The organism is Mycobacterium sp. 050128 (genome assembly GCF_036409155.1).
In the GTDB taxonomy this organism is placed as follows: domain Bacteria; phylum Actinomycetota; class Actinomycetes; order Mycobacteriales; family Mycobacteriaceae; genus Mycobacterium.
Genome location: NZ_JAZGLW010000004.1, coordinates 233,891 through 252,747, shown reverse-complemented (window position 1 = coordinate 252,747; position 18,857 = coordinate 233,891). Strand labels below are relative to the sequence as shown.

The following is an 18,857-nucleotide window of genomic DNA, read 5'->3' as shown; positions in this document are numbered from 1 at the left end:
CTATCCTGAGAAAGCGCTGGAATCGCTGGGGATCGGGCGGAGGGTCGGATGACCGCCATGGCACCGTGCCGGACGTGTGGCACTGCGCCCCTGGAGAGTGCCCGGTTCTGTCATGGCTGCGGTTCCCCCGTCAAAGATGTCGATGCACGGGCGGAGTACAAACAGGTCACCGTTCTGTTCGCCGACGTGGTCCACTCCATGGACATCGCGGCGGCGGTGGGCCCCGAGAGGCTGCGGGAAGTCATGGCCGACATCGCCGATCACTGTGCCGCGGTGGTGGGGCGGTTCGGCGGCACGGTGGACAAGTTCACCGGTGACGGGATCATGGCCGTGTTCGGCGCTCCGATTGCGTTGGAGGATCACGCTATTCGCGCCTGCCACGCGGCACTTGGCATTCAGCAAGAAGCCAAGCGACTCGCCGCCGACGTCCACGAACGCGACGGTGTCGACCTCCAACTGCGCGTGGGCCTCAACTCCGGTCAGGTGATCGCCGGTGAAATCGGGTCGGGTCCGTTCGGCTACACCGCCATCGGTGAGCAAGTCGGGCTGGCTCAGCGGATGGAATCGGCGGCCCCGCCCGGCGGGGTGATGCTCAGCACCTCGACCGCGCGCCTCGTCGAAGGCCTCGCGAATCTCGGTGAATTCGAGCTGGTCCGGATCAAGGGCGCCGACGCGCCGGTCGGCGCCCGCCGGTTGCTGGGCCTTGGAGAAGAACCTTTGCCTTCCGCGCGAGCCGAGTCGAAGCTGGTCGGTCGCCGCCAGGAAATGTCCGCCGTCGAAAACTTGCTGGGACTCGCGATCGACGGCGATGGCGCGGTGGTCACCGTGGTCGGCCCACCCGGGATCGGCAAGAGCCGCATCGTTCGCGAACTCGTCGCGGTGGCAGCCGCCCGAGGTGTCGACGTGTTCAGCGCCTTCTGCGAATCCCACACCAGCGGAATCCCTTTCCACGTCGTAGCACGGCTGCTGCGCAGGATCACCGGCGTCAAAGGCCTTGAGCCGGATGTCGCTCGAGCGCGGATACGGGCTCAGTCTCCCGACGCAGAGCCGGAGGACGTGTTGCTGTTCGACGACCTGCTGGGTATCGCCGATCCCGATGTGCCGCCGCCCAAGATCGATCCGGATGCGCGGCGGAGACGGTTGACCGCGCTCGTCAATGCCGCATTGACGGCCCACGACAGCCACACGCTCTACGTCATCGAGGACGCGCATTGGATCGATGAGGTCAGCGAGTCCATGCTTGCCGACGTTTTCGCGGTGATACGCCAAACCGCCTCGCTGGTGGTGATCACCTACCGCCCCGAATATCGCGGCGGCCTGAGCAACGGCACCCAGACCATTGCGCTGGCACCACTGAGCGATCGGGAAACCGCGACGCTGGCAACCGAGCTACTCGGGACCGATCCCTCAATCGTCGGGATCAACGCCCTGATCACCGACAAGGCGGCCGGTAATCCGTTCTTCGTCGAGGAGATGGTGCGTGATCTGGCCGAGCGCGGTGTGCTTGACGGCGACCGCGGCGACTTCCGCTGCGCCATCGATGTGGCCGACGTCAAGGTGCCGGCGACTCTGCAGGCAACGCTGGCCGCCCGCATCGACCGACTTGATCCAGCGGCCAAGCGGACGCTGAACGCCGCAGCGGTGATCGGGGCGCGGCTGGATGCCGAACTGCTGGTCAGCCTGATCGGCAGCGCGGAAGTGGATGCGCTGATCGAGGCGCAACTTGTCGATCCGGCGACGGTCGGCTCGCGCGCCGGCTACGCATTCCGGCATCCCCTGATCCGCGCTGTCGCCTACGAATCGCAGCTCAAATCCGACCGTGCCGAATTGCACCGCCGGTTGGCCGACGTGCTGCAGCAACAGCATTCTGGACCGGCAGACGACGTCGCCGCGCTGGTCGCCGAGCATCTGGAGTCGGCCGGGGACCTGGCCGGCGCGTACGGGTGGCACATGCGGGCCGGCAGCTGGCTGATGGGACGCGACGTCGCGGCCGCGCGATCCAGTTGGGAACGCGCTCGCAACGTCGCTGACGCGCTGCCCTCCGGATTTCCGGACCAGATCTCGCTGCGCATTCTGCCCCGCACACTGTTGTGTTCGACCGCATGGCGCGTGGGCAGCACCGCCGACGAGGCCGGATTCGGTGAATTGCGAGCACTGTGCACCGCCTCGGGTAACCGAGTTTCGCTGGCCGCCGGCCTTTCCGGCGCGATGTTGTCGTTGACCATGGCCAACCGCCACCACGACGCTGCGCGGCTGGCCTCCGAACAGATAGCGCTGTTCGATTCCGCGGACGACCGGATGAGCATGTTCGGCGTGATGTCGGCGGCGATGTTCGCCAAGTTGCATGCCGGCGAGGCGGCTGAAGCGCTTCGGGTGGCACAGGCGGTGACCGACTTGATGGCCGACGACGGCTCGACGGGCAATCTCATGGGATGGGGCTTGGGATCTCCACTTGCGGTCGCGCTGCTCTATCGCGCGCAAGCCCGGGCGGCGCTCGGGGACAGTTCCTGGCGCGCCGATCTGCGGCGCGCCCTGGCGATCCAACGCGATTTCGGTGAGCGAGGCATCGTCATCGTGGTCACCTACGGCTACTCCCTATCCGTGACGAACGGCCTGCTGGTAGCCGATGCCGCCGCCCTCGCGGAAACCGCCGCCGTGCTCCGCGATGCCGAAAAGTCCGGTGATGCAAGCGCATTGGCGCTCGCGCAGGTAACGCACGGGCTCGTCATGACCCGTGCTGAGGCAGCCGATCATCAAGCCGGCGCACAACTCCTACTGACCGGACGCAAGGCGCAACAGGTACAGCGCAACCTGCTCAGCGTGGCGATCGTCGACATCCGCACGGCGCTGCTGAAGGCCGAGGCCGGGGAGTTCGACGACGCCATCGCGATCGCCCGGGCGACCGTGAACGAGCTGACCGGATCCGGTGAAATGGTCATCCGTGCCGCGGCCGTCGCGGCATTGGTGACCGCCTTGCTGGGGCGAGGCGGCGACGCCGAGGTGTACGAGGCGCAAGCGATGGTCGACCGGTTGGCCGCGGTGCCGACCGAGCCGGGGTTCGTCCTCAACGAGATCTGGCTGCTGCGGATGCGTGCGCTGCTGGCCCGTGCGCACAGCGACCAGAACAGCTACCGCGACTACTTGAGTCGCTACCGCTCGATGGCGAAAAGCCTGGGTTTCGAAGGGCACCTGCACTGGGCCGACGCGATGACGTGACGCCCGGTACCGCTACGGGGTCGACCCGTTGGCCGTGGCGAATTGCCGCAGGCTCGCGGCCAGCGCCACCGGTACCCGGGCCTTGATCCGGGTGCCGAAGGAGTTGTGCTCGGCTTCCTGGACGCGGCCATCGGCGTGCACGCGGGCCAGCAGGTCGCCGCGGTCGTAGGGAATCACCACGTCAACGGCGGCGTCGGTGGGCGCGGCGAGTTCGGCCATCCGCCGGCGCAGCGCGTCGATGCCCTCGCCGGTGTGCGCGGAGACGAACACCGCGCCGGGCAGCCCGTGCCGCAGCTTGGCCAGCATCAGGTCGCTCGCGGCGTCGATCTTGTTCACCACCAACAACTCCGGCGGCGGCTCCCCCTTGTGGTCGGCGATCACTTCGGAGATCACCTGGCGCACCGCATTGATCTGGGCGAACGGGTTGACGTCGGAGCCGTCCACGACGTGCACCAGCAGATCGGCGTCGACGACCTCCTCCAGCGTCGAACGGAATGCCTCGACCAGCTGGGTGGGCAGGTGCCGCACGAAGCCGACAGTGTCGGTGAGCACGAGCGGACGGCCGTCGGGGAACTCGGCACGCCGGGTGGTGGGTTCCAGGGTGGCGAACAGCGCGTCCTGCACCAGCACGCCGGCCCCGGTGAGCGCGTTGAGCAGGCTTGACTTGCCGGCGTTGGTGTAGCCGACGATCGCGACGGACGGCATATCGCTGTGCACGCGGCGACTGCGTTGGGTGTCGCGGGCCTGCTTCATGTCCTTGATCTCGCGGCGCAGCTTGGACATTCGCTCGCGTATGCGGCGCCGGTCGGTCTCGATCTTGGTCTCACCGGGACCGCGCAGGCCCACGCCGCCGCCGCTGCCGCCGGCGCGACCACCCGCCTGCCGGGACATCGACTCACCCCAGCCGCGCAGCCGCGGCAGCATGTACTGCATCTGCGCCAGGGTTACCTGTGCTTTGCCTTCCCGGCTGGTGGCGTGCTGGGCGAAGATGTCGAGGATCAGCGCGGTGCGGTCGATGACCTTGACCTTGACGGCCTTCTCCAGTGCGGTCAGCTGCGCCGGGGACAGCTCACCGTCGCAGATGACGGTGTCGGCGCCGGTGGCCACGACCACTTCGCGCAACTCCTGGGCCTTGCCGGAGCCGATGTAGGTCGACGGGTCGGGCTTGTCGCGGCGCTGGATCAGCCCCTCGAGCACCTGCGAGCCGGCGGTTTCGGCCAGGGCCGCCAGCTCGGCCATGCTCGCCTGGTTGTCGGCGGCGCTGCCCTCGGTCCACACGCCGACCAGAACGACGCGTTCCAACCGCAGCTGGCGGTACTCGACCTCGGAGATGTCGGTGAGTTCGGTCGACAGGCCGGCGACGCGGCGCAGTGCCGATCGGTCTTCGAGGGCGAGCTCGCCGACACTGGGCTCGGACGCGGGATGGTCGGCCGGTTGATCGTGGTACGGCATTTCGGGATGTGTCATAGGCAATTAGCAATGATGCACGCCAAACCCGTGGCGTGCATTCGAATTATTGAGCGTTCCACCAGTCCTCGCTTACTAAGCCACGGGCCAGCAGCACCGACGGCCCGCGCAGGTAGCTGGTGGCGTCGGTGATGGTGACGACGACGTCGCCCCCGGGCACCCGGACAGTCAGCGTGCCCGTGTCGGCCCCGGCGTCGGCGAGCGCGGCCACCGCGGCCGCGACGGTTCCGGTTCCGCACGAACGGGTTTCGCCGACCCCGCGCTCATGGACCCGCATCTGCACCACGCCTCCGGCCGCCGCGGTGAGTACTTCGACATTGACGCCTTCCGGGAACTGCGCCCGGTCGAAGTGCACCGGCGCGGCGACGTCCAGCGCGGCGAGCTCGTCGCTACTCAGCTGCGGGTCGACACACGCCAGGTGCGGATTGCCGACGTCGATCGCCAACCCGCGAAAGCGCCTGCCGCCGACGATGACCTCGTAGGCCGCCCCCCCGCTACCCATCCGGTTGGCCTTGCCCATGTCGACGGTGACGTCGGCGTTGGTGGTGTCGGCGTGGTGCATGGTGACCATCCGCGGCCCCGCCAGCGATCCGACGACGAACTCGTCGCGCGTCTCCAGGCCGCTGGCGCGCAGGTAATGCGCGAACACCCGCACGCCGTTGCCGCACATCTGCGCGGTCGAGCCGTCGGCGTTGCGGTAGTCCATGTACCAGTCGTCGGCGCCGACACCATCGGGCAGGCGATCGAGCACGCCGGCTTCCAGGGCGGCACCCGCGGTGGTGATCCGCAGCACGCCGTCGGCGCCCAGCCCGCGGTGGCGGTCGCACAGCGCGGCCACGCCGGCCGGGGTGAGCGGCAGCTCGGCGTCGAGGTCGGGCAGCAGCACGAAGTCGTTCTGGGTGCCGTGGCCCTTGGCGAAGATCATGTGCGCCATTCGCCCCCGCACGCGGGAGGTGCCCCCACAACCCCGGCCATGCCAGGGTCTTCGTCATTGGCGCGGATCACCTGTTCAGGGTACGTGCCGCCACGCCCGCACGGTGTCGGCGATGACACGGGCGCGGTCCGACTCGGTCGCGGCGCCCACGTCGACCCAGTGCACGCGGTGATCGCGGCGAAACCACGACCGTTGCCGTCGCACATAGCGGCGGGTGCCCACGAACGTCAGCTCTTGCGCGTCGCGCAACGCTGCGGGATCGTCGGCATCGAGCGCGGCGAGCACCTGCGCGTAGCCGAGCGCGCGTGACGCGGTGACGCCGTCGCGCAGGCCCTCGAGTAGCAGCGCCCGCACCTCGTCGACCAGGCCTTGGGAGAACATGGTGTCGGTGCGGCGGGCCAATCTCTCGTCGAGAAGGGTTGTTTCACAATCTAATCCGACGATGGCGGTGCCCCAGCGGGGAGCGCCGATGCGGGGCGCGGACGCCGCGAACGGCTGGCCGGTGAGCTCGACAACCTCGAGCGCACGCACCGTGCGGCGGCCATCGGTGGGCAGGATCGCCGCCGCGGCGGCCGGGTCGCGACGGGCCAGCTCGGCGTGCAGCACGCCCACGCCGACCTCGGCGAGCCGTTGTTCCCAGCGCGCCCGCACCGCGGGGTCGGTGGCGGGAAAGGTCCAGTCGTCGAGCAGCGACTGGACGTAGAGCATCGAGCCGCCCACGATGACCGGCACCGCACCGCGGGCCGCGATCGCCTCGATATCCGCAGCGGCGGCCCGCTGATAGCGGGCGACGGTCGCGGTCTGGGTGACATTCAGGACGTCGAGCTGATGATGCGGGATGCCGCGGCGTTCGTCGACGGGCAGCTTGGCGGTCCCGATGTCCATGCCGCGGTAAAACTGCATGGCGTCGGCATTGACGATCTCGGCACCCACCTCGCCGCTGAGGTGCTCGACGACGTCGAGGGCCAGCTGCGACTTGCCGGTCCCGGTGGGGCCGATGATCGCCAGGGGTCTCATGCGTCGACCCGCCGCGCCCGGCGTACCGCCGAGCTTGCGATCGCCGCGGGTCTCATGCGTCGACCCGCCGCGCCCGGCGTACCGCCGAGCTTGCGATCGCCGCGGGTCTCATGGCTGCCAGGCTCCGGCGAAGTACCCCACACCGTAGGGCGCTCCCCGGTACAGCTCCTTGGCCGAACGCGGTCCCGGCTCGGTCAGCCCGGCCAGCACCTGGAATGCGACCCGCCCCAGGATCTGCTCCGGCAGCCCGGCCAGCGCGGCGCTGTCGCCGTTCGCCAACGCGTCGGCCAGGGCCAGCTGGGCGTCGGGGCCAGCGGGGTCAAAGCCGCCGGGCGCACCCTCGGTGAGGGTGTTCGCGCCGTCGGCGACAACCAGCACGCCGAGCGGATCGGACGCCTGGTCGATCTCGGCCCGTAGCCGCCGGCCCATGTCCAGCGCGGTGTCGACGTCGTGGTCGCCGCGGTAGACGCGAACCTGCGCGGCGGCCTCGGGCCGGACCCGGCCGCGCAGCCAACCGGCGATCAACGCGCTGAGCGGGAAGTCGGCCACCACATCGGCGGGCTCGGCGGCCCGCGGCGATAGGCGGACGCGCACATCGGCGCCGTAGCCGGCAAAGCTGCCGATCCCGTTGGGGCCCACCACATCGTCGGCGTCGCCCGTGCCGATCACGACCCACCGCGGCGGCAGCAGCGCGGCCCCCGCCAGCACCGCCGTGGCCAGGTCGGCCAATTCGGCGGCCGCCACCCCGGCGAGCTCGGGAACAAGCAACGGCGTGGAGGGAACGATCGCAATGGCGCTCAGCACGACATCAAACTAATCGACGCCCGCCAAACCGACCGTCAGCTGCTGCACTCCGCCTCGGCGAGGCGCGCCTCAGCCGATCGGCGCAGCGCTTTTTTCGCCAGCTTCTCCGCGAAGCTGCTCGACATCGTCGCCGCCTCACCGCGGGCCAGAGCCACGGTCGCGACCACCACCACCACGACACCAACCGCGAGCACCACCTTCGCAGTTCCGTTGCAGTCGAGGTACTCACCGAGCACGGCCATACCGAGGATCGAACCGACGACCGGCTTGGCCACCACCGACGTCGGCAGGGAGGCGGTCAGCGAGCCGGCACGGAACGACGACTGCTGGAAGATCATCCCGGCGAGGGCAGCGGCTATCCACGCGTAGAACTCGGGCGCGGTCAACAGCGCACCGACGCCGTCTCCGACGATCACCACCACGGCCTTGGTCAGGACCGCGAACAGCGCCAACGACGAACCGGCGACGATGGCCAGCAGTACCGCGGCGACCGAGCCGGGCCACTTCCGCGCGCCCCACACGCAGAACACCAGCGCCGGGCCCATCACCAGGGCCACCACCACCCAGGTTTGCACCGAGCCGCGCGAGGCGCCGGGATCCGGATCACCGACGACGACGACCACCGCCAACGCGGCGGCCAGCAGCAGCGCCCAGGTCCATTCCCAGCGGGTGACCGAGCGCCGGGTCATCCGCGCGTAGATCGGCAGCGCGAACAGCAGCGCCGTGACCTGCAATGACGTGACCAGCATGACGGAGCCTAGCGTCAAAGCGGCGGCCTGCAGGGCGTAGTTCGCGATGGCCCCGCCGGCGCCCAGCCACCACTTGCCGTCACGCACCGACATCCGGAAGAGCTCGAGGTGGCCCACCGGCTTGTCGGTGATCTCCTGCGCTGAACGCTGACGGACGACATTGCCCAGTGCCGACGCGAACGCGGCGAGCAGGGCGAGAATAACCGCGATATCCGTCTTCTCCACCTGCGACCTCCTCCCCGGCCCGTGGCCACGAGGGCCATCATCTGCGACGGGTATTCGCTACCCGTTTCGGAGCCGTTTCCGTTGTGTGAGCGTCGAAATTGCCCGCGCCACTTGGGAAGAAACGGTCCTGCGCAACAAATAGTTCACGAACCTGTGTAGAGCCTGTGGCAAGGCTGTGGCTGGCTGGTGACGCCCGATAGGACCGATGAACTCGCTCCCATGGTGTCACAAGCCCGGCGACCGCGGCTTGCGCGGCGACGACGATCGCCACCGCTGTAGTCGCGGGCTCAATCCGCCGCCGCGGGGACCCCACCCCTGGCAATCTTGTCGCGCCCCCTCTAGCCCCACAAGTACCAACAACACCAATTGTCACTAACACGGTACCGGGCGCCGCGTGCCCGCCCTACGGCTCCGGCAACGGTGGAATCGAACCGTTATCCGCGTCCTACGCCGGTTGTTCGGCGGCATCACCCAACGCGGCCTGGACACGTTTGCTGGTCGCGACGGCATCGACGCGGGCGAGTTCGGCGGTGGCCGCCGCCACCACCACCGCGGCCGCGATCAGGGCAACCATGCCGCCGCGGCCGGTATTCAGCGTCTCGCCGAGGACGACGACACCCAGCAAAGCCGCCACGACGGGCTGCGACACTTGCAGGGTCGGCATGGACGCGGTCAGCGCGCCGGCCCGGAACGCCGACTGCTCCCAGGTGAATCCCCCGAGCGCGACCAGCAGCCAGGCGTAGAGCTCCGGGCTGGCGAGCACCGTCGCGCCGCCTTCGCCGAGCCGATGGACGACGCCCTTGGTGAGCACCGCGAAGATCCCCCACAGCGAGCCGGACACGAACGCGAACAGCACCGCGGCCAGCGTGCCGCCCCGAATACGGGCCGTGACGATGGACCCGATCAGCAACGGTCCGAGCACCGCCGCCACGTAGGCCCAGGTCTGCAGCGACACGGTCGAATGACCGGCCCGCGGATTGCCGACGGTGACGATCACGCACACCGCGGCGGTCAGCACCGTGGCCCAGATCCACTCCCGGCTGGAAACCCTGCGCTGGGCAAGCCGCGCGCCGATCGGCAGGGCAAACAGCAACGACAGGACCAGCAGCGCCTGCACCAGCAACACCGACCCCTGGTCCAGCGCGGCCGCCTGCAACGCGATGCTCCCGATCAGGATCAGCACACCCCACCGCCACCGCTGGTTGCGGGCCAGCTTGGCGAACAGCCGCAGCTGCCCCAGTGAGGTGTCGGTAATCCGATGCGTCGCGCGTTGCTGGAGGACGTCGCCGATGGCGACGCACAGCGCCGAACTCAACGCGAGCAACGCGGCGATGTCCACCTTGTCCATGTGCGGTTTCTCTCCGAAGTCGAGGGCCGATCACCGTAAAAATGCCGGGTGCCCACACTGTTTCACAGAGGCTGTCAAGGCGGTGACGATCAGGTTGCGGCATACGGCCCGCCAAGCTGCTTGAATACTGGTGGAATCGGTGACGGAGCGGCTGTCGATCGCAGCAAGTCTCCCGACCGTAGAGGTGCCGCTACGCGCGGCAGGTGCGCGGGAACAGCGAGCGCGCGAAAGGGTGCAAGAGATGGTGACGAGCGCATGACCGATGACGAGCCCCGCTCCAGCGATGCGCCCATCCCGGCACCACGTCCCGGGCCGCGACCCGGTCCCCGCCCGGGCCCGACACCGCGACCCAGCGCCCACCCGGTGGTGTTGCCACCGGCCAGCAATCCGCATCAGTACGGACGCGTCGACGACGACGGGACGGTGTGGCTGGTCAGCTCGGCCGGCGAACGCATCATCGGCTCCTGGCAGGCCGGCGACCGTGAGGCCGCCTTCGCCCACTTCGGCAGGCGATTCGAGGACCTGAGCACCGAGGTCACGCTGATGGAGGAGCGGCTGGCCTCCGGGAGCGGCGATGCCCGCAAGATCAAGGCCAACGCGGCCGCGCTGGCCGAGACATTGCCGACGGCCTCGGTGCTGGGTGATGTCGACGCGCTCGCCGGCCGGCTGACCGTGCTGGTGGAGCACGCCGAGGCCTCGGTCGCCGCCGACCGCTCCCGCCGCGACGAGCATCGAGCCGCACAGACCGCCCGCAAGGAGGCGCTGGCCGCCGAGGCCGAGGATCTGGCCGCCAACTCGACGCACTGGAAGCTCGCCGGGGACCGGATGCGCGAGATTCTCGATGAGTGGAAGACGATCACCGGACTGGATCGCAAGGTCGACGACGCATTGTGGAAGCGCTATTCGGCGGCGCGCGAAGCGTTCAACCGCAGGCGTGGCTCGCACTTCGCCGAGTTGGATCGCGAGCGCGCGGGCGTGCGGCAGTCCAAGGAGCAGCTGTGCGAGCGAGCCGAGGAGATGGCCACTTCGACCGACTGGGCCGCAACGAGCGCCGAATTCCGCAAGCTGCTGACCGAGTGGAAATCGGTGGGGCGCGCGACCCGTGAGGTCGACGACGCGCTGTGGAAGCGCTTCAAGGCCGCCCAGGACGCCTTCTTCTCCGCCCGCAATGCCGTGACGGCGGAGAAGGATCAGGAGTTCCAGGCCAACGCCACCGCCAAGGAGGCGCTGCTGGCCGAGGCCGAGAAGATCGACACCGGCAACCACGAAGCCGCCCGGGCGGCATTGCGGTCGATCGCCGACAGATGGGACGCGATCGGCAAGGTGCCCCGGGAACGGTCAGCCGATCTGGAGCGGCGGCTGCGTGCCGTCGAGAAGAAGGTGCGCGACGCCGGCGAATCGAATTGGTCTGATCCCGAGGCGCAGGCCCGTGCCGAGCAGTTCGCCACCCGCGCCGAGCATTACGAGCAGCAGGCCCGCAAGGCGGCCGCCGCCGGCCGGACCAAGGAAGCCGAAGAGGCACAGGCCAACGCCGAACAGTGGCGGCAGTGGGCCCAAGCGGCCGCCCAGGCGCTGACCCGCAGGTCCTAGCGGCCCGCCGCCTGCTCTGGCGGCGCCTCGGCATCGGGACCATCGGGGGTGTCCTGGTCCCCCAGGGTCTCCAGCAGCGTCCTGGACTGTTGCTTGGCGCTGATCCGGCGCCGCTGCTCCTCGGCCGCGAGCTGCACGATCGTGCGTGACCACACCACGCGGGCCCAGTGGAACGTCAACAGGATCACCGTGATCCACGCGATCCACAGCCCGATCCCCGGGCCGGGATGACCGGCGGCCGCGGTCTGGCGCGACCACACCGCCAATAGGCCGGTCGCGCTGGCTATCGACGAGCCCGCCAGCGCGATCCAGGCCAGCGCCCAGCGACGGGTCAGCAATGCCAGCATCGAGAACCCGACGCCGAAAACCAGTGTTAACCAGAGGAATACCTTCGACGGCAGCGACAACGCGGCCGCACCGGCGCCGTGGCTGCTGAACAATACATCCCAGCCCCGGACGTGGCCGGTATGCGGCAAGATGAACGATCCCAGCAGCACGAACACCAGGATGGCGACGATCAATGCCCTTGGACCGGGGTCGATTTCGCGGGCAACGCGGCGTTCTGCGGCCTCGATCTCGGCGCGCAGCGCATCAAAGTCCGTGTGTTCTTTCGTCATCGGGCACATCCCTGGGTTTCGACTGGTTGAATCGCCGGCCCAATGCCCGGCATGCCCAAACCGATCCCGCGCGGGCGCCGTCCGGCGGCGTGCGCGTCACCGGCCCGGGTGCGGCGGTGGGTCAGGATGCCGGCGTCGGCGATCAGGTGGTGCGGCGCGGCCTCGGTGACCGCGGTGGTGACGATGTCTCCGGGGCGCACCGGGGTGTCGGCGGTGAAGTGCACCAGTCGGCCGTCGCGCGCGCGCCCGGTCATGCGAGCGGTGCGAGCATCTTTGCGGCCTTCGCCGGTGGCGACCAGCAATTCGACCCGCTGGCCGATCAGTTCGCGGTTGCCCTCCAACGAGATTTGCTCCTGCAGTTCGATCAGCCGCATATAGCGTTCCTGCACAACGTCTTTCGGCAGCTGCCCGTCGAGTTCGGCGGCCGGGGTTCCGGGCCGCTTCGAGTACTGGAAGGTGAACGCGGCGGCAAACCGGGCCCGGCGCACCACGTCGAGAGTGGCCGCGAAGTCCTCCTCGGTTTCGCCGGGGAATCCGACGATCAGGTCGGTGGTGATGGCCGCGTGCGGCATCGCCGCCCGCACGCGGTCGATGATGCCGAGGTAGCGCTCGGCGCGGTACGAGCGCCGCATTGCCCGCAGCATCCGGTCCGACCCCGACTGCAACGGCATATGCAGGGCCGGGCACACATTGGGCGTCTGGGCCATCGCATCGATGACGTCGTCGGTGAACTCGGCCGGGTGCGGCGAGGTGAACCGCACGCGTTCCAGTCCGTCGATGTCTGCGCAGGCCCGCAGCAGATCGGCGAAGGCGCCGCGACTGCGGGGCACGGCGGGATCGGCGAACGAGACACCGTAGGCGTTGACGTTCTGCCCGAGCAGCGTGACCTCTAGAACGCCATCGGCCACCAACGATCGCACTTCGGCGAGGATGTCGGCCGGGCTGCGGTCGACCTCCTTGCCGCGCAGCGACGGGACGATGCAGAACGTGCAGCTGTTGTTGCAGCCGACAGAGATGGAAACCCAAGCGGCATAGGCAGATTCGCGGGCGCTCGGCAGCGATGAGGGAAATTCCTGCAGCGCCTCGACGATCTCCACCTGGGCGACTTTGTTGTGCCGGGCCCGCTCCAGCAGGGTGGGCAGCGACCCGATGTTGTGCGTGCCGAAGACCACATCGACCCATGGCGCCTTGCGCAGCAGGGAGTCTCGGTCTTTCTGGGCCAGGCAGCCGCCGACGGCGATCTGGAAGTCGGGGTTGTCGCGTTTGCGCGGGGCCAGGTGGCTGATGTTGCCGTACAGCTTGTTGTCGGCGTTTTCGCGCACCGCGCAGGTGTTGAAGACCACCACATCCGCGTCGGCGCCCTCGTGGGCGCGTCGGTAGCCGGCGGCCTCGAGCAGACCAGCCAACCGCTCGGAGTCGTGGACGTTCATCTGGCATCCGTAGGTGCGGACTTGATAGGTGCGCCCCGACCCCGCCGCGGGCCCGGCCAGGCTCGCGGCGTCCGGCGCCACTGTCGAAGTCACGGGGCCATGGTACGGCGACCGGGGCCTGCCCCATGAACCCCCAGCTAGACGCGGCGGCGTTCCCGTTCGGCGGTCAGCTCGGCGAGGACAACCTCGCAGGCCAGGTTCTGGCCATAGCCGCGGCGGGCCAGCATGCCCACCAGCCGGCGGGTGATCCGCGCGTCGTCCCCGCTCAGCGTTTCCCGCCGCAGCTTGGCCCGCACCAGTTCTTCGGCCCGGCCCCGCTCGGCACCGGCGTCGATCCCGGCCAGTGCGGTGTTGATGACCTCTTTGTCGACGCCCTTGGTGTGCAATTCGGCGGCCAACGCACGCCTGCTTTTTCCCGCCCTGGTGTGCCGGGACCGCACCCACTGCTCGGCGAAGTCTCGGTCGTCCACCAGCCCGACGGCGGCGAGCCGGTCGAGCACCCGAGCACTGACGTCGCCGGGATACCCGCGTTTAGCGAGCTGGCCGGACAACTCGGCCCGCGTGCGCGACCTCGCGGTGAGCAGGCGTAGGCACAGCGCCCGCGCCTGCTCTTCGCGGGCAGGCTCAGAAATCGACGGGGGCGGGGAGGACGTCGTCATCGGTCAGCACCGCGCCAATGCCCAGCTTTTCCTTGATCTTTTTCTCGATCTCGTTCGCGATATCGGCGTTCTCCACCAGGAAGTTGCGGACATTCTCCTTGCCCTGGCCGAGCTGCTCGCCCTCGTAGGTGAACCAGGAACCGGACTTGCGGATGAAGCCCTGATCCACACCCATGTCAATCAGCGACCCCTCCCTGCTGATGCCGCGGCCGTAGAGGATGTCGAACTCGGCCTGCTTGAACGGCGGCGCCACTTTGTTTTTGACGACCTTGACCCGGGTGCGGTTACCGACCGCATCGGTGCCGTCCTTGAGTGTCTCAATCCGGCGCACATCCAAGCGCACCGACGCGTAGAACTTCAAAGCCTTTCCACCCGTGGTGGTTTCGGGGCTGCCGAACATCACCCCGATCTTCTCACGGAGCTGGTTGATGAAGATCGCGGTGGTCCCCGAATTGTTCAGTGCGCCAGTCATTTTCCGCAGCGCCTGGCTCATCAGCCGGGCCTGTAACCCGACGTGGCTGTCACCCATCTCGCCCTCGAGTTCCGCGCGCGGCACCAATGCGGCCACCGAGTCGATGACCAGAATGTCCAGGGCGCCGGAGCGGATCAGCATGTCGGCGATCTCGAGGGCCTGCTCCCCCGTGTCGGGCTGGCTGACCAGCAGGGAATCGGTGTCGACGCCGAGTTTCTTGGCGTAGTCCGGGTCCAGAGCGTGCTCGGCGTCGACGAACGCCGCGACACCCCCGGCGGCCTGAGCGTTGGCCACCGCGTGCAGGGCGACGGTCGTCTTACCCGAGGATTCCGGGCCGTAGATCTCCACGACCCGGCCGCGTGGCAGTCCGCCGATGCCCAGAGCCACGTCCAATGCGATGGATCCGGTCGGAATGACCGAGATCGGCTGACGCTGCTCGTCGCCGAGACGCATCACCGAGCCTTTGCCATAGCTCTTCTCGATCTGGGCCATCGCCAGTTCGAGAGCCTTCTCGCGGTCGGGGGCTTGCACCATGGTGCTCTCCTATAGTCGGTGTTCTTCTGACCGTTATCGGTCGGTTGGCCGTGACACTAGAGATGGCCACCGACAAGTCGTCTTCTTCGCGTGATCACCACGGTAGACGAACACCTGTTCGAATCAAGTTTGACACGCCGTAGGCGGTTGCGTGTGGCAATATCGGCTACCGACAGGGTGCCGACGGGCCTGCATGAAGAGGAAACCGGTGCGAATCCGGTGCGGTCCCGCCACTGTGATCGGGCGCATTCTTGCCCCGCGAGCCAGATACTCACCGCCGGCGCTTCCTCACTAGACGCTGGGGCGGACCTCCCCAGAGAGGCCGGATGCGCACGCATGGATATCTCCGGCGAGCTTGCCGAAATATCTTCCTACAAAGGGTTTTTCGCACTGACCGTGGGCGGCGGGGCGCCAGGTTGGCACCCGGTCCGCCAGGACTACGGCGACGGCTTTGCGGGTTTGATCGACACCACAGCCAAGCGCTACCACACGACGGACTTGCGGATCGGCGCCTCCCTGGTCCACCTCGGCCACGCCACCCGGCTGTGGTCACCGGTGCTGGCCTGCGCGTTGGCCCACGGCGTCGTCCCGGACCTGCAACACCTGCAACGTGCCGACGACGGGGCGCAGCTGCGCCTACCCGAGCCCATCGGAGAGCCGGTCGAGGACATCGCGGCCGAGTCGTATCGCCTGGTGGTGCAACAGCATATGCAGCCGTTCGCGGCCGGCTTGCGGGTCACACTGGCGCCCGCCCTGCTGGCGGGCAACATCGCGTCCGCGCTCGTCGGCGCGTCACGGGCGCTGCTCGCGGCCCGACCGGACCTGCGTGCGCGGATCGTCGAGATCACCGCATCCCTGCTGGACACCGGCGTGCTGTCCGGATCCGGCGCCATCACCGGCTCACACCTGGGCTTCACGCGCGACAGCTGCTGCCTGTTCTATCGCCTGCCCGGGCGATCGGTGTGCGGTGACTGCGTGTTTCCCCAGGCACCGCGCTCGACCCGGCGTTGAGTGTGCCTCCCGGGCGTTGAGTGTGCCTCCCAGGCGGCGAGTGCGGGGGTAAGGCGCTCGAGGTGCGCACTCAACGGAGAGCCGGTGAGCTAAGAGCTCACCACTGTTCGCGCGGCACGTCGAAGTCGACGCACAACGCCCGCCAGACGTCGCGGGGTTCGATGCCGTCCTCGATCGCCTGCGCGGCGGTCCGGCCGCCGAAACCCGGCAGCACGTGATCTACCAGTACCGATGCGCCGTAGGCGGCGCCGAATCGCAGCACTACGCGCTCGTTGAACTCCGTCAGCCGCACGCCAGCCAACATACCGAGCCCGGCTATTTCGCGAGCGCCAGCGCTTGGTGGCAAACCCGAACCGGGTCGGCGACGCGATGGATGCCGGAGGCGGCGGTGCGCGCAGCCTCCCGGTAGCCCGGCGTCGACAACACGTCGTTGACCGCCTCCACCAGCGCATCGGCGGTCAGCGGCCGAATCAGCCGCGCGCTCCCCTGTCGCCGCACCCGGTTGGCGATCTCCCACTGATCCCCGCCGCCGGGAACCACCACCAGCGGCACCCCGGCCAGTAGCGTCTTGGCCACCATGCCATGGCCGCCGCCGCAGATCACCAGGTCGGCATGCGAGAGCAGCTCGTCCTGTCGACCCAGCCCGACGACCGCCCACGGCGGCACCGCCAGATCCGGTCCGTCCAGCCGCGACACCAGCAGGCGCGAGCCCGCCGGCAACGTCTCGCCCGGCGTCAGGCACCCCAGCGCGACTTCGGCCAGACCCTCGGTCCCGATCAAGGCGGTCGACGGCGCGATGACGATCACCGGCCCGGAGTCGGCCGGGACCTCGAGGATGCGATCGGTCGGCTCGAAGTGCAGCGGCCCGACGACGACGGCCTCGGCCGGCCAGTCCGGGCGGGACACCTCCAGTGCGGGCAGCGTGGCGATCAGTCGTCGCAGCGGCCCGGGATCGCGCGCCGGCAGGCCGATCTCGGCCCGGGAGATCTCGCGCTGCTGCAGACCCGCGCGCACCGACCGTGCCGTCAGCGCCCGCATCGTGGCGTCGCGCAGCCGGCCGCGAACGCCGGTACCCGGCGCCAGCCCGCTGCCGATCGGCGGCAATCCTTTGGACGGCAGGTACAGCGGGTGCGGGTTCAGCTCGATCCACGGGATCCCGAGCAGCTCGGCGGCCATCCCGCCACCGGCGGTGATGACGTCGGACACCACCAGGTCGGGCGCCAGGTCGCGCAGCGCCGGAACATTGAGCACCGCCATTCGGGCCGCGCGCCGGTGGAGTCGGGCCCCGGCGTCGAGGTCCTCGTCGGTCGCGGCCAGCCCGTCGAGCGCGCGCGCCCCGATGCCGACGTCGCGGGCTGGCTGCAGCCATTCCTCGCCGGTGAACAGGGTCGGCTCATCGCCCGCGTCCCGGAAGCGCTGACACAACGCGATCGCGGGAAACGAGTGCCCGGGATCCGGCCCGGCGACCACCGCGACTCGCACCGCCTTACCCTGCCACAGCGCCCAACGGGCGCGCGCCTACGCTGGCACCCATGACCGAGCTGACTGGAACAGCCGTCGCGAACACGCGCACGGTCGAGACTTTTCTGAACGCCCTGATGGACGCGGACTTCGACACCGCGGATGCCTCGCTGGACGACAACCTCGTCTACGAAAACGTCGGATTGCCGACGATCCACGGCCGCGCCCGCGCCATGAAGCTGTTCCGCCGCATGGACGGTCGCGCGGGGTTCGAGGTGAAGATTCACCGCATTGCCGCCGACGGCGCCGCGGTGCTCACCGAGCGCAGCGATGCGCTGATCCTGGGCCCGCTGCGCCTGCAGTTCTGGGTGTGTGGCGTGTTCGAGGTCCACAACGGGCGAATCACGTTGTGGCGGGACTACTTTGACTTCTTCGACATGACTAAGGCGTTGCTGCGCGGGGTGGCGGCGCTGGTATTGCCGTCGCTCAAAGCGTCGTTCTAACGACGCGGTAATCCGCCGAGTTCGTCGAACGCCTGGGCCCAGCCGGTCAGGCGATCGGTAGCCTCGACCAGCTCGGCACGGTAGCGCTGGTGCGCATCGGCTAACCCGTCACCGTTCGCCGAGGAAACCAATTGCGCTGCGGCGGTGACCATTTCGTTGTACTGCCGGACGCCGGCGCTGAGCTGCGCGGTGAACGCATTGATGCTGGGCACCAGATACGCGCGCGACGATTCCGAATTGTGCGCTGCGCGCTCCATCGACACCACCTCCGCGGCGGTCGACGCCATCGCCGCCGAGGTCCTGTTCGCCGCGGCGGTCAAGTCGCTGATCTCGTCCGCCGGCAACATGGCGCCTCGCTCGATGACGCCCAACAGCGAGAAAAACCCGCGCTCGGAGGCGCCCAGCGCATACATCGCGGGTCGCGCAGCGGAGCCGGGCGGCGGCAGCCGGCGGGCATTGGCGGGCCGGCTGGCCGGCAGCGGCTCGGCCTTCAGCCAGTGATAGCGGAAGAACAGCAGCGTCGCGGGGATCGTCTCGAGGACCGCGATCCCGCCGGTGATCTGCAACAGCAATACGAACCAGCCCCACCACGCCAGCACGGCCGTGACCAATCCCCAGAACACGCTGCCGACGGTGAAGATCCAGGCCCACCGCAGCGCACGACGGCGGCGGCGCAGCAGCCGCGCGCGCGGGTCGGCGGCCGCGCTGATCTTCTGGGCGACGAAGCCGGTCAGGTCGGCGGCGGTGTCCAGCCCCTGCTGCAGCAGAGCGCGCCACAGCCCGCGCTGCGTTGCCTTCACCGCCATGTCACACCGACCGG

At 69.0% G+C, this 18,857-nt stretch carries 17 protein-coding genes and 1 riboswitch; of the genes, 4 read left to right on the top strand and 13 right to left on the bottom strand.

Going from position 1 to position 18,857, the window contains the following annotated elements; genetic code table 11:
• Positions 1 to 48: 48 nt before the first annotated feature.
• Positions 49 to 3,216 carry an ATP-binding protein gene (locus tag SKC41_RS24580; protein ID WP_330980304.1) on the top strand — a complete coding sequence of 1,056 codons (3,168 nt, stop codon included), beginning with the start codon at positions 49 to 51 and terminating at the stop codon, positions 3,214 to 3,216.
• Positions 3,217 to 3,228: 12 nt separating this feature from the next.
• Here the strand turns inward: SKC41_RS24580 and hflX are convergent, their stop codons facing one another.
• The 6 genes from hflX to SKC41_RS24550 all read right to left on the bottom strand — a co-directional run bounded on the left by hflX (position 3,229) and on the right by SKC41_RS24550 (position 9,760).
• Positions 3,229 to 4,683, bottom strand: a complete 1,455-nt coding sequence (gene hflX / locus SKC41_RS24575; protein WP_330980597.1) for a GTPase HflX — start codon at positions 4,681 to 4,683, stop codon at positions 3,229 to 3,231.
• 46 nt (positions 4,684 to 4,729) lie between these two features.
• Positions 4,730 to 5,608: a diaminopimelate epimerase gene (gene dapF, locus SKC41_RS24570; RefSeq protein ID WP_330980303.1), complete on the bottom strand. Its 879-nt coding sequence runs from the start codon at positions 5,606 to 5,608 to the stop codon at positions 4,730 to 4,732.
• Positions 5,609 to 5,692: 84 nt separating this feature from the next.
• Entirely contained in the window at positions 5,693 to 6,634 is a 942-nt protein-coding gene (gene miaA / locus SKC41_RS24565) for a tRNA (adenosine(37)-N6)-dimethylallyltransferase MiaA (protein WP_330980302.1), read from the bottom strand.
• A 108-nt stretch (positions 6,635 to 6,742) separates the two neighbouring features.
• The gene (locus SKC41_RS24560) at positions 6,743 to 7,438 is read right to left on the bottom strand and encodes a hypothetical protein (RefSeq protein WP_330980301.1); all 696 of its coding nucleotides are present in this window, start codon (positions 7,436 to 7,438) and stop codon (positions 6,743 to 6,745) included.
• Positions 7,439 to 7,473: 35 nt separating this feature from the next.
• Positions 7,474 to 8,412: a DMT family transporter gene (locus SKC41_RS24555; protein WP_330980300.1), complete on the bottom strand. Its 939-nt coding sequence runs from the start codon at positions 8,410 to 8,412 to the stop codon at positions 7,474 to 7,476.
• Positions 8,413 to 8,857: 445 nt separating this feature from the next.
• The gene (locus SKC41_RS24550; protein WP_330980299.1) at positions 8,858 to 9,760 is read right to left on the bottom strand and encodes a DMT family transporter; all 903 of its coding nucleotides are present in this window, start codon (positions 9,758 to 9,760) and stop codon (positions 8,858 to 8,860) included.
• Between the two features lie 255 nt (positions 9,761 to 10,015).
• On the opposite strand from SKC41_RS24550, the gene SKC41_RS24545 reads away from it, so the two are divergent.
• Positions 10,016 to 11,350: a DUF349 domain-containing protein gene (locus SKC41_RS24545; protein ID WP_330980298.1), complete on the top strand. Its 1,335-nt coding sequence runs from the start codon at positions 10,016 to 10,018 to the stop codon at positions 11,348 to 11,350.
• Here the strand turns inward: SKC41_RS24545 and SKC41_RS24540 are convergent.
• Genes SKC41_RS24540 through recA form a run of 4 tightly spaced genes read right to left on the bottom strand, consistent with a single transcriptional unit; the run spans position 11,347 to position 15,062 of the window.
• On the bottom strand, positions 11,347 to 11,976 hold the full coding sequence (locus SKC41_RS24540) for an Rv2732c family membrane protein (RefSeq protein WP_330980297.1): 630 nt from the start codon (positions 11,974 to 11,976) through the stop codon (positions 11,347 to 11,349). The genes SKC41_RS24545 and SKC41_RS24540 overlap by 4 nt on opposite strands.
• Entirely contained in the window at positions 11,964 to 13,490 is a 1,527-nt protein-coding gene (miaB, locus tag SKC41_RS24535; RefSeq protein WP_330980296.1) for a tRNA (N6-isopentenyl adenosine(37)-C2)-methylthiotransferase MiaB, read from the bottom strand. The genes SKC41_RS24540 and miaB overlap by 13 nt, the downstream gene beginning before the upstream one ends.
• 44 nt (positions 13,491 to 13,534) lie before the next feature.
• Complete coding sequence (recX, locus tag SKC41_RS24530) at positions 13,535 to 14,056, bottom strand: recombination regulator RecX (RefSeq protein WP_330980295.1); 522 nt, start codon at positions 14,054 to 14,056, stop codon at positions 13,535 to 13,537.
• Entirely contained in the window at positions 14,022 to 15,062 is a 1,041-nt protein-coding gene (recA, locus tag SKC41_RS24525; RefSeq protein ID WP_330980294.1) for a recombinase RecA, read from the bottom strand. Before recA ends, recX begins: the two co-directional genes overlap by 35 nt.
• Before the next feature lie 167 nt (positions 15,063 to 15,229).
• Positions 15,230 to 15,355: riboswitch (cobalamin riboswitch) on the top strand.
• Between the two features lie 43 nt (positions 15,356 to 15,398).
• Here recA and SKC41_RS24520 point away from each other — a divergent pair.
• A complete protein-coding gene (locus tag SKC41_RS24520; RefSeq protein ID WP_330980293.1) occupies positions 15,399 to 16,073 on the top strand; it encodes a (2Fe-2S)-binding protein in 675 nt (224 codons plus the stop codon).
• Positions 16,074 to 16,170: 97 nt separating this feature from the next.
• On the opposite strand, the gene SKC41_RS24515 is transcribed toward SKC41_RS24520, so the two are convergent.
• Both SKC41_RS24515 and SKC41_RS24510 read right to left on the bottom strand, forming a co-directional pair.
• A complete protein-coding gene (locus tag SKC41_RS24515; RefSeq protein ID WP_442931778.1) occupies positions 16,171 to 16,365 on the bottom strand; it encodes a DUF3046 domain-containing protein in 195 nt (64 codons plus the stop codon).
• Positions 16,366 to 16,388: 23 nt separating this feature from the next.
• Entirely contained in the window at positions 16,389 to 17,555 is a 1,167-nt protein-coding gene (locus tag SKC41_RS24510) for a glycosyltransferase (RefSeq protein WP_330980291.1), read from the bottom strand.
• Positions 17,556 to 17,605: 50 nt separating this feature from the next.
• Between SKC41_RS24510 and SKC41_RS24505 the strand changes: the two genes are divergently transcribed.
• Entirely contained in the window at positions 17,606 to 18,037 is a 432-nt protein-coding gene (locus SKC41_RS24505) for a limonene-1,2-epoxide hydrolase (RefSeq protein ID WP_330980290.1), read from the top strand.
• Here SKC41_RS24505 and pspM read toward each other — a convergent pair.
• Complete coding sequence (pspM, locus tag SKC41_RS24500) at positions 18,034 to 18,843, bottom strand: phage shock envelope stress response protein PspM (RefSeq protein ID WP_330980289.1); 810 nt, start codon at positions 18,841 to 18,843, stop codon at positions 18,034 to 18,036. The genes SKC41_RS24505 and pspM overlap by 4 nt on opposite strands.
• Positions 18,844 to 18,857 lie beyond the last annotated feature (14 nt).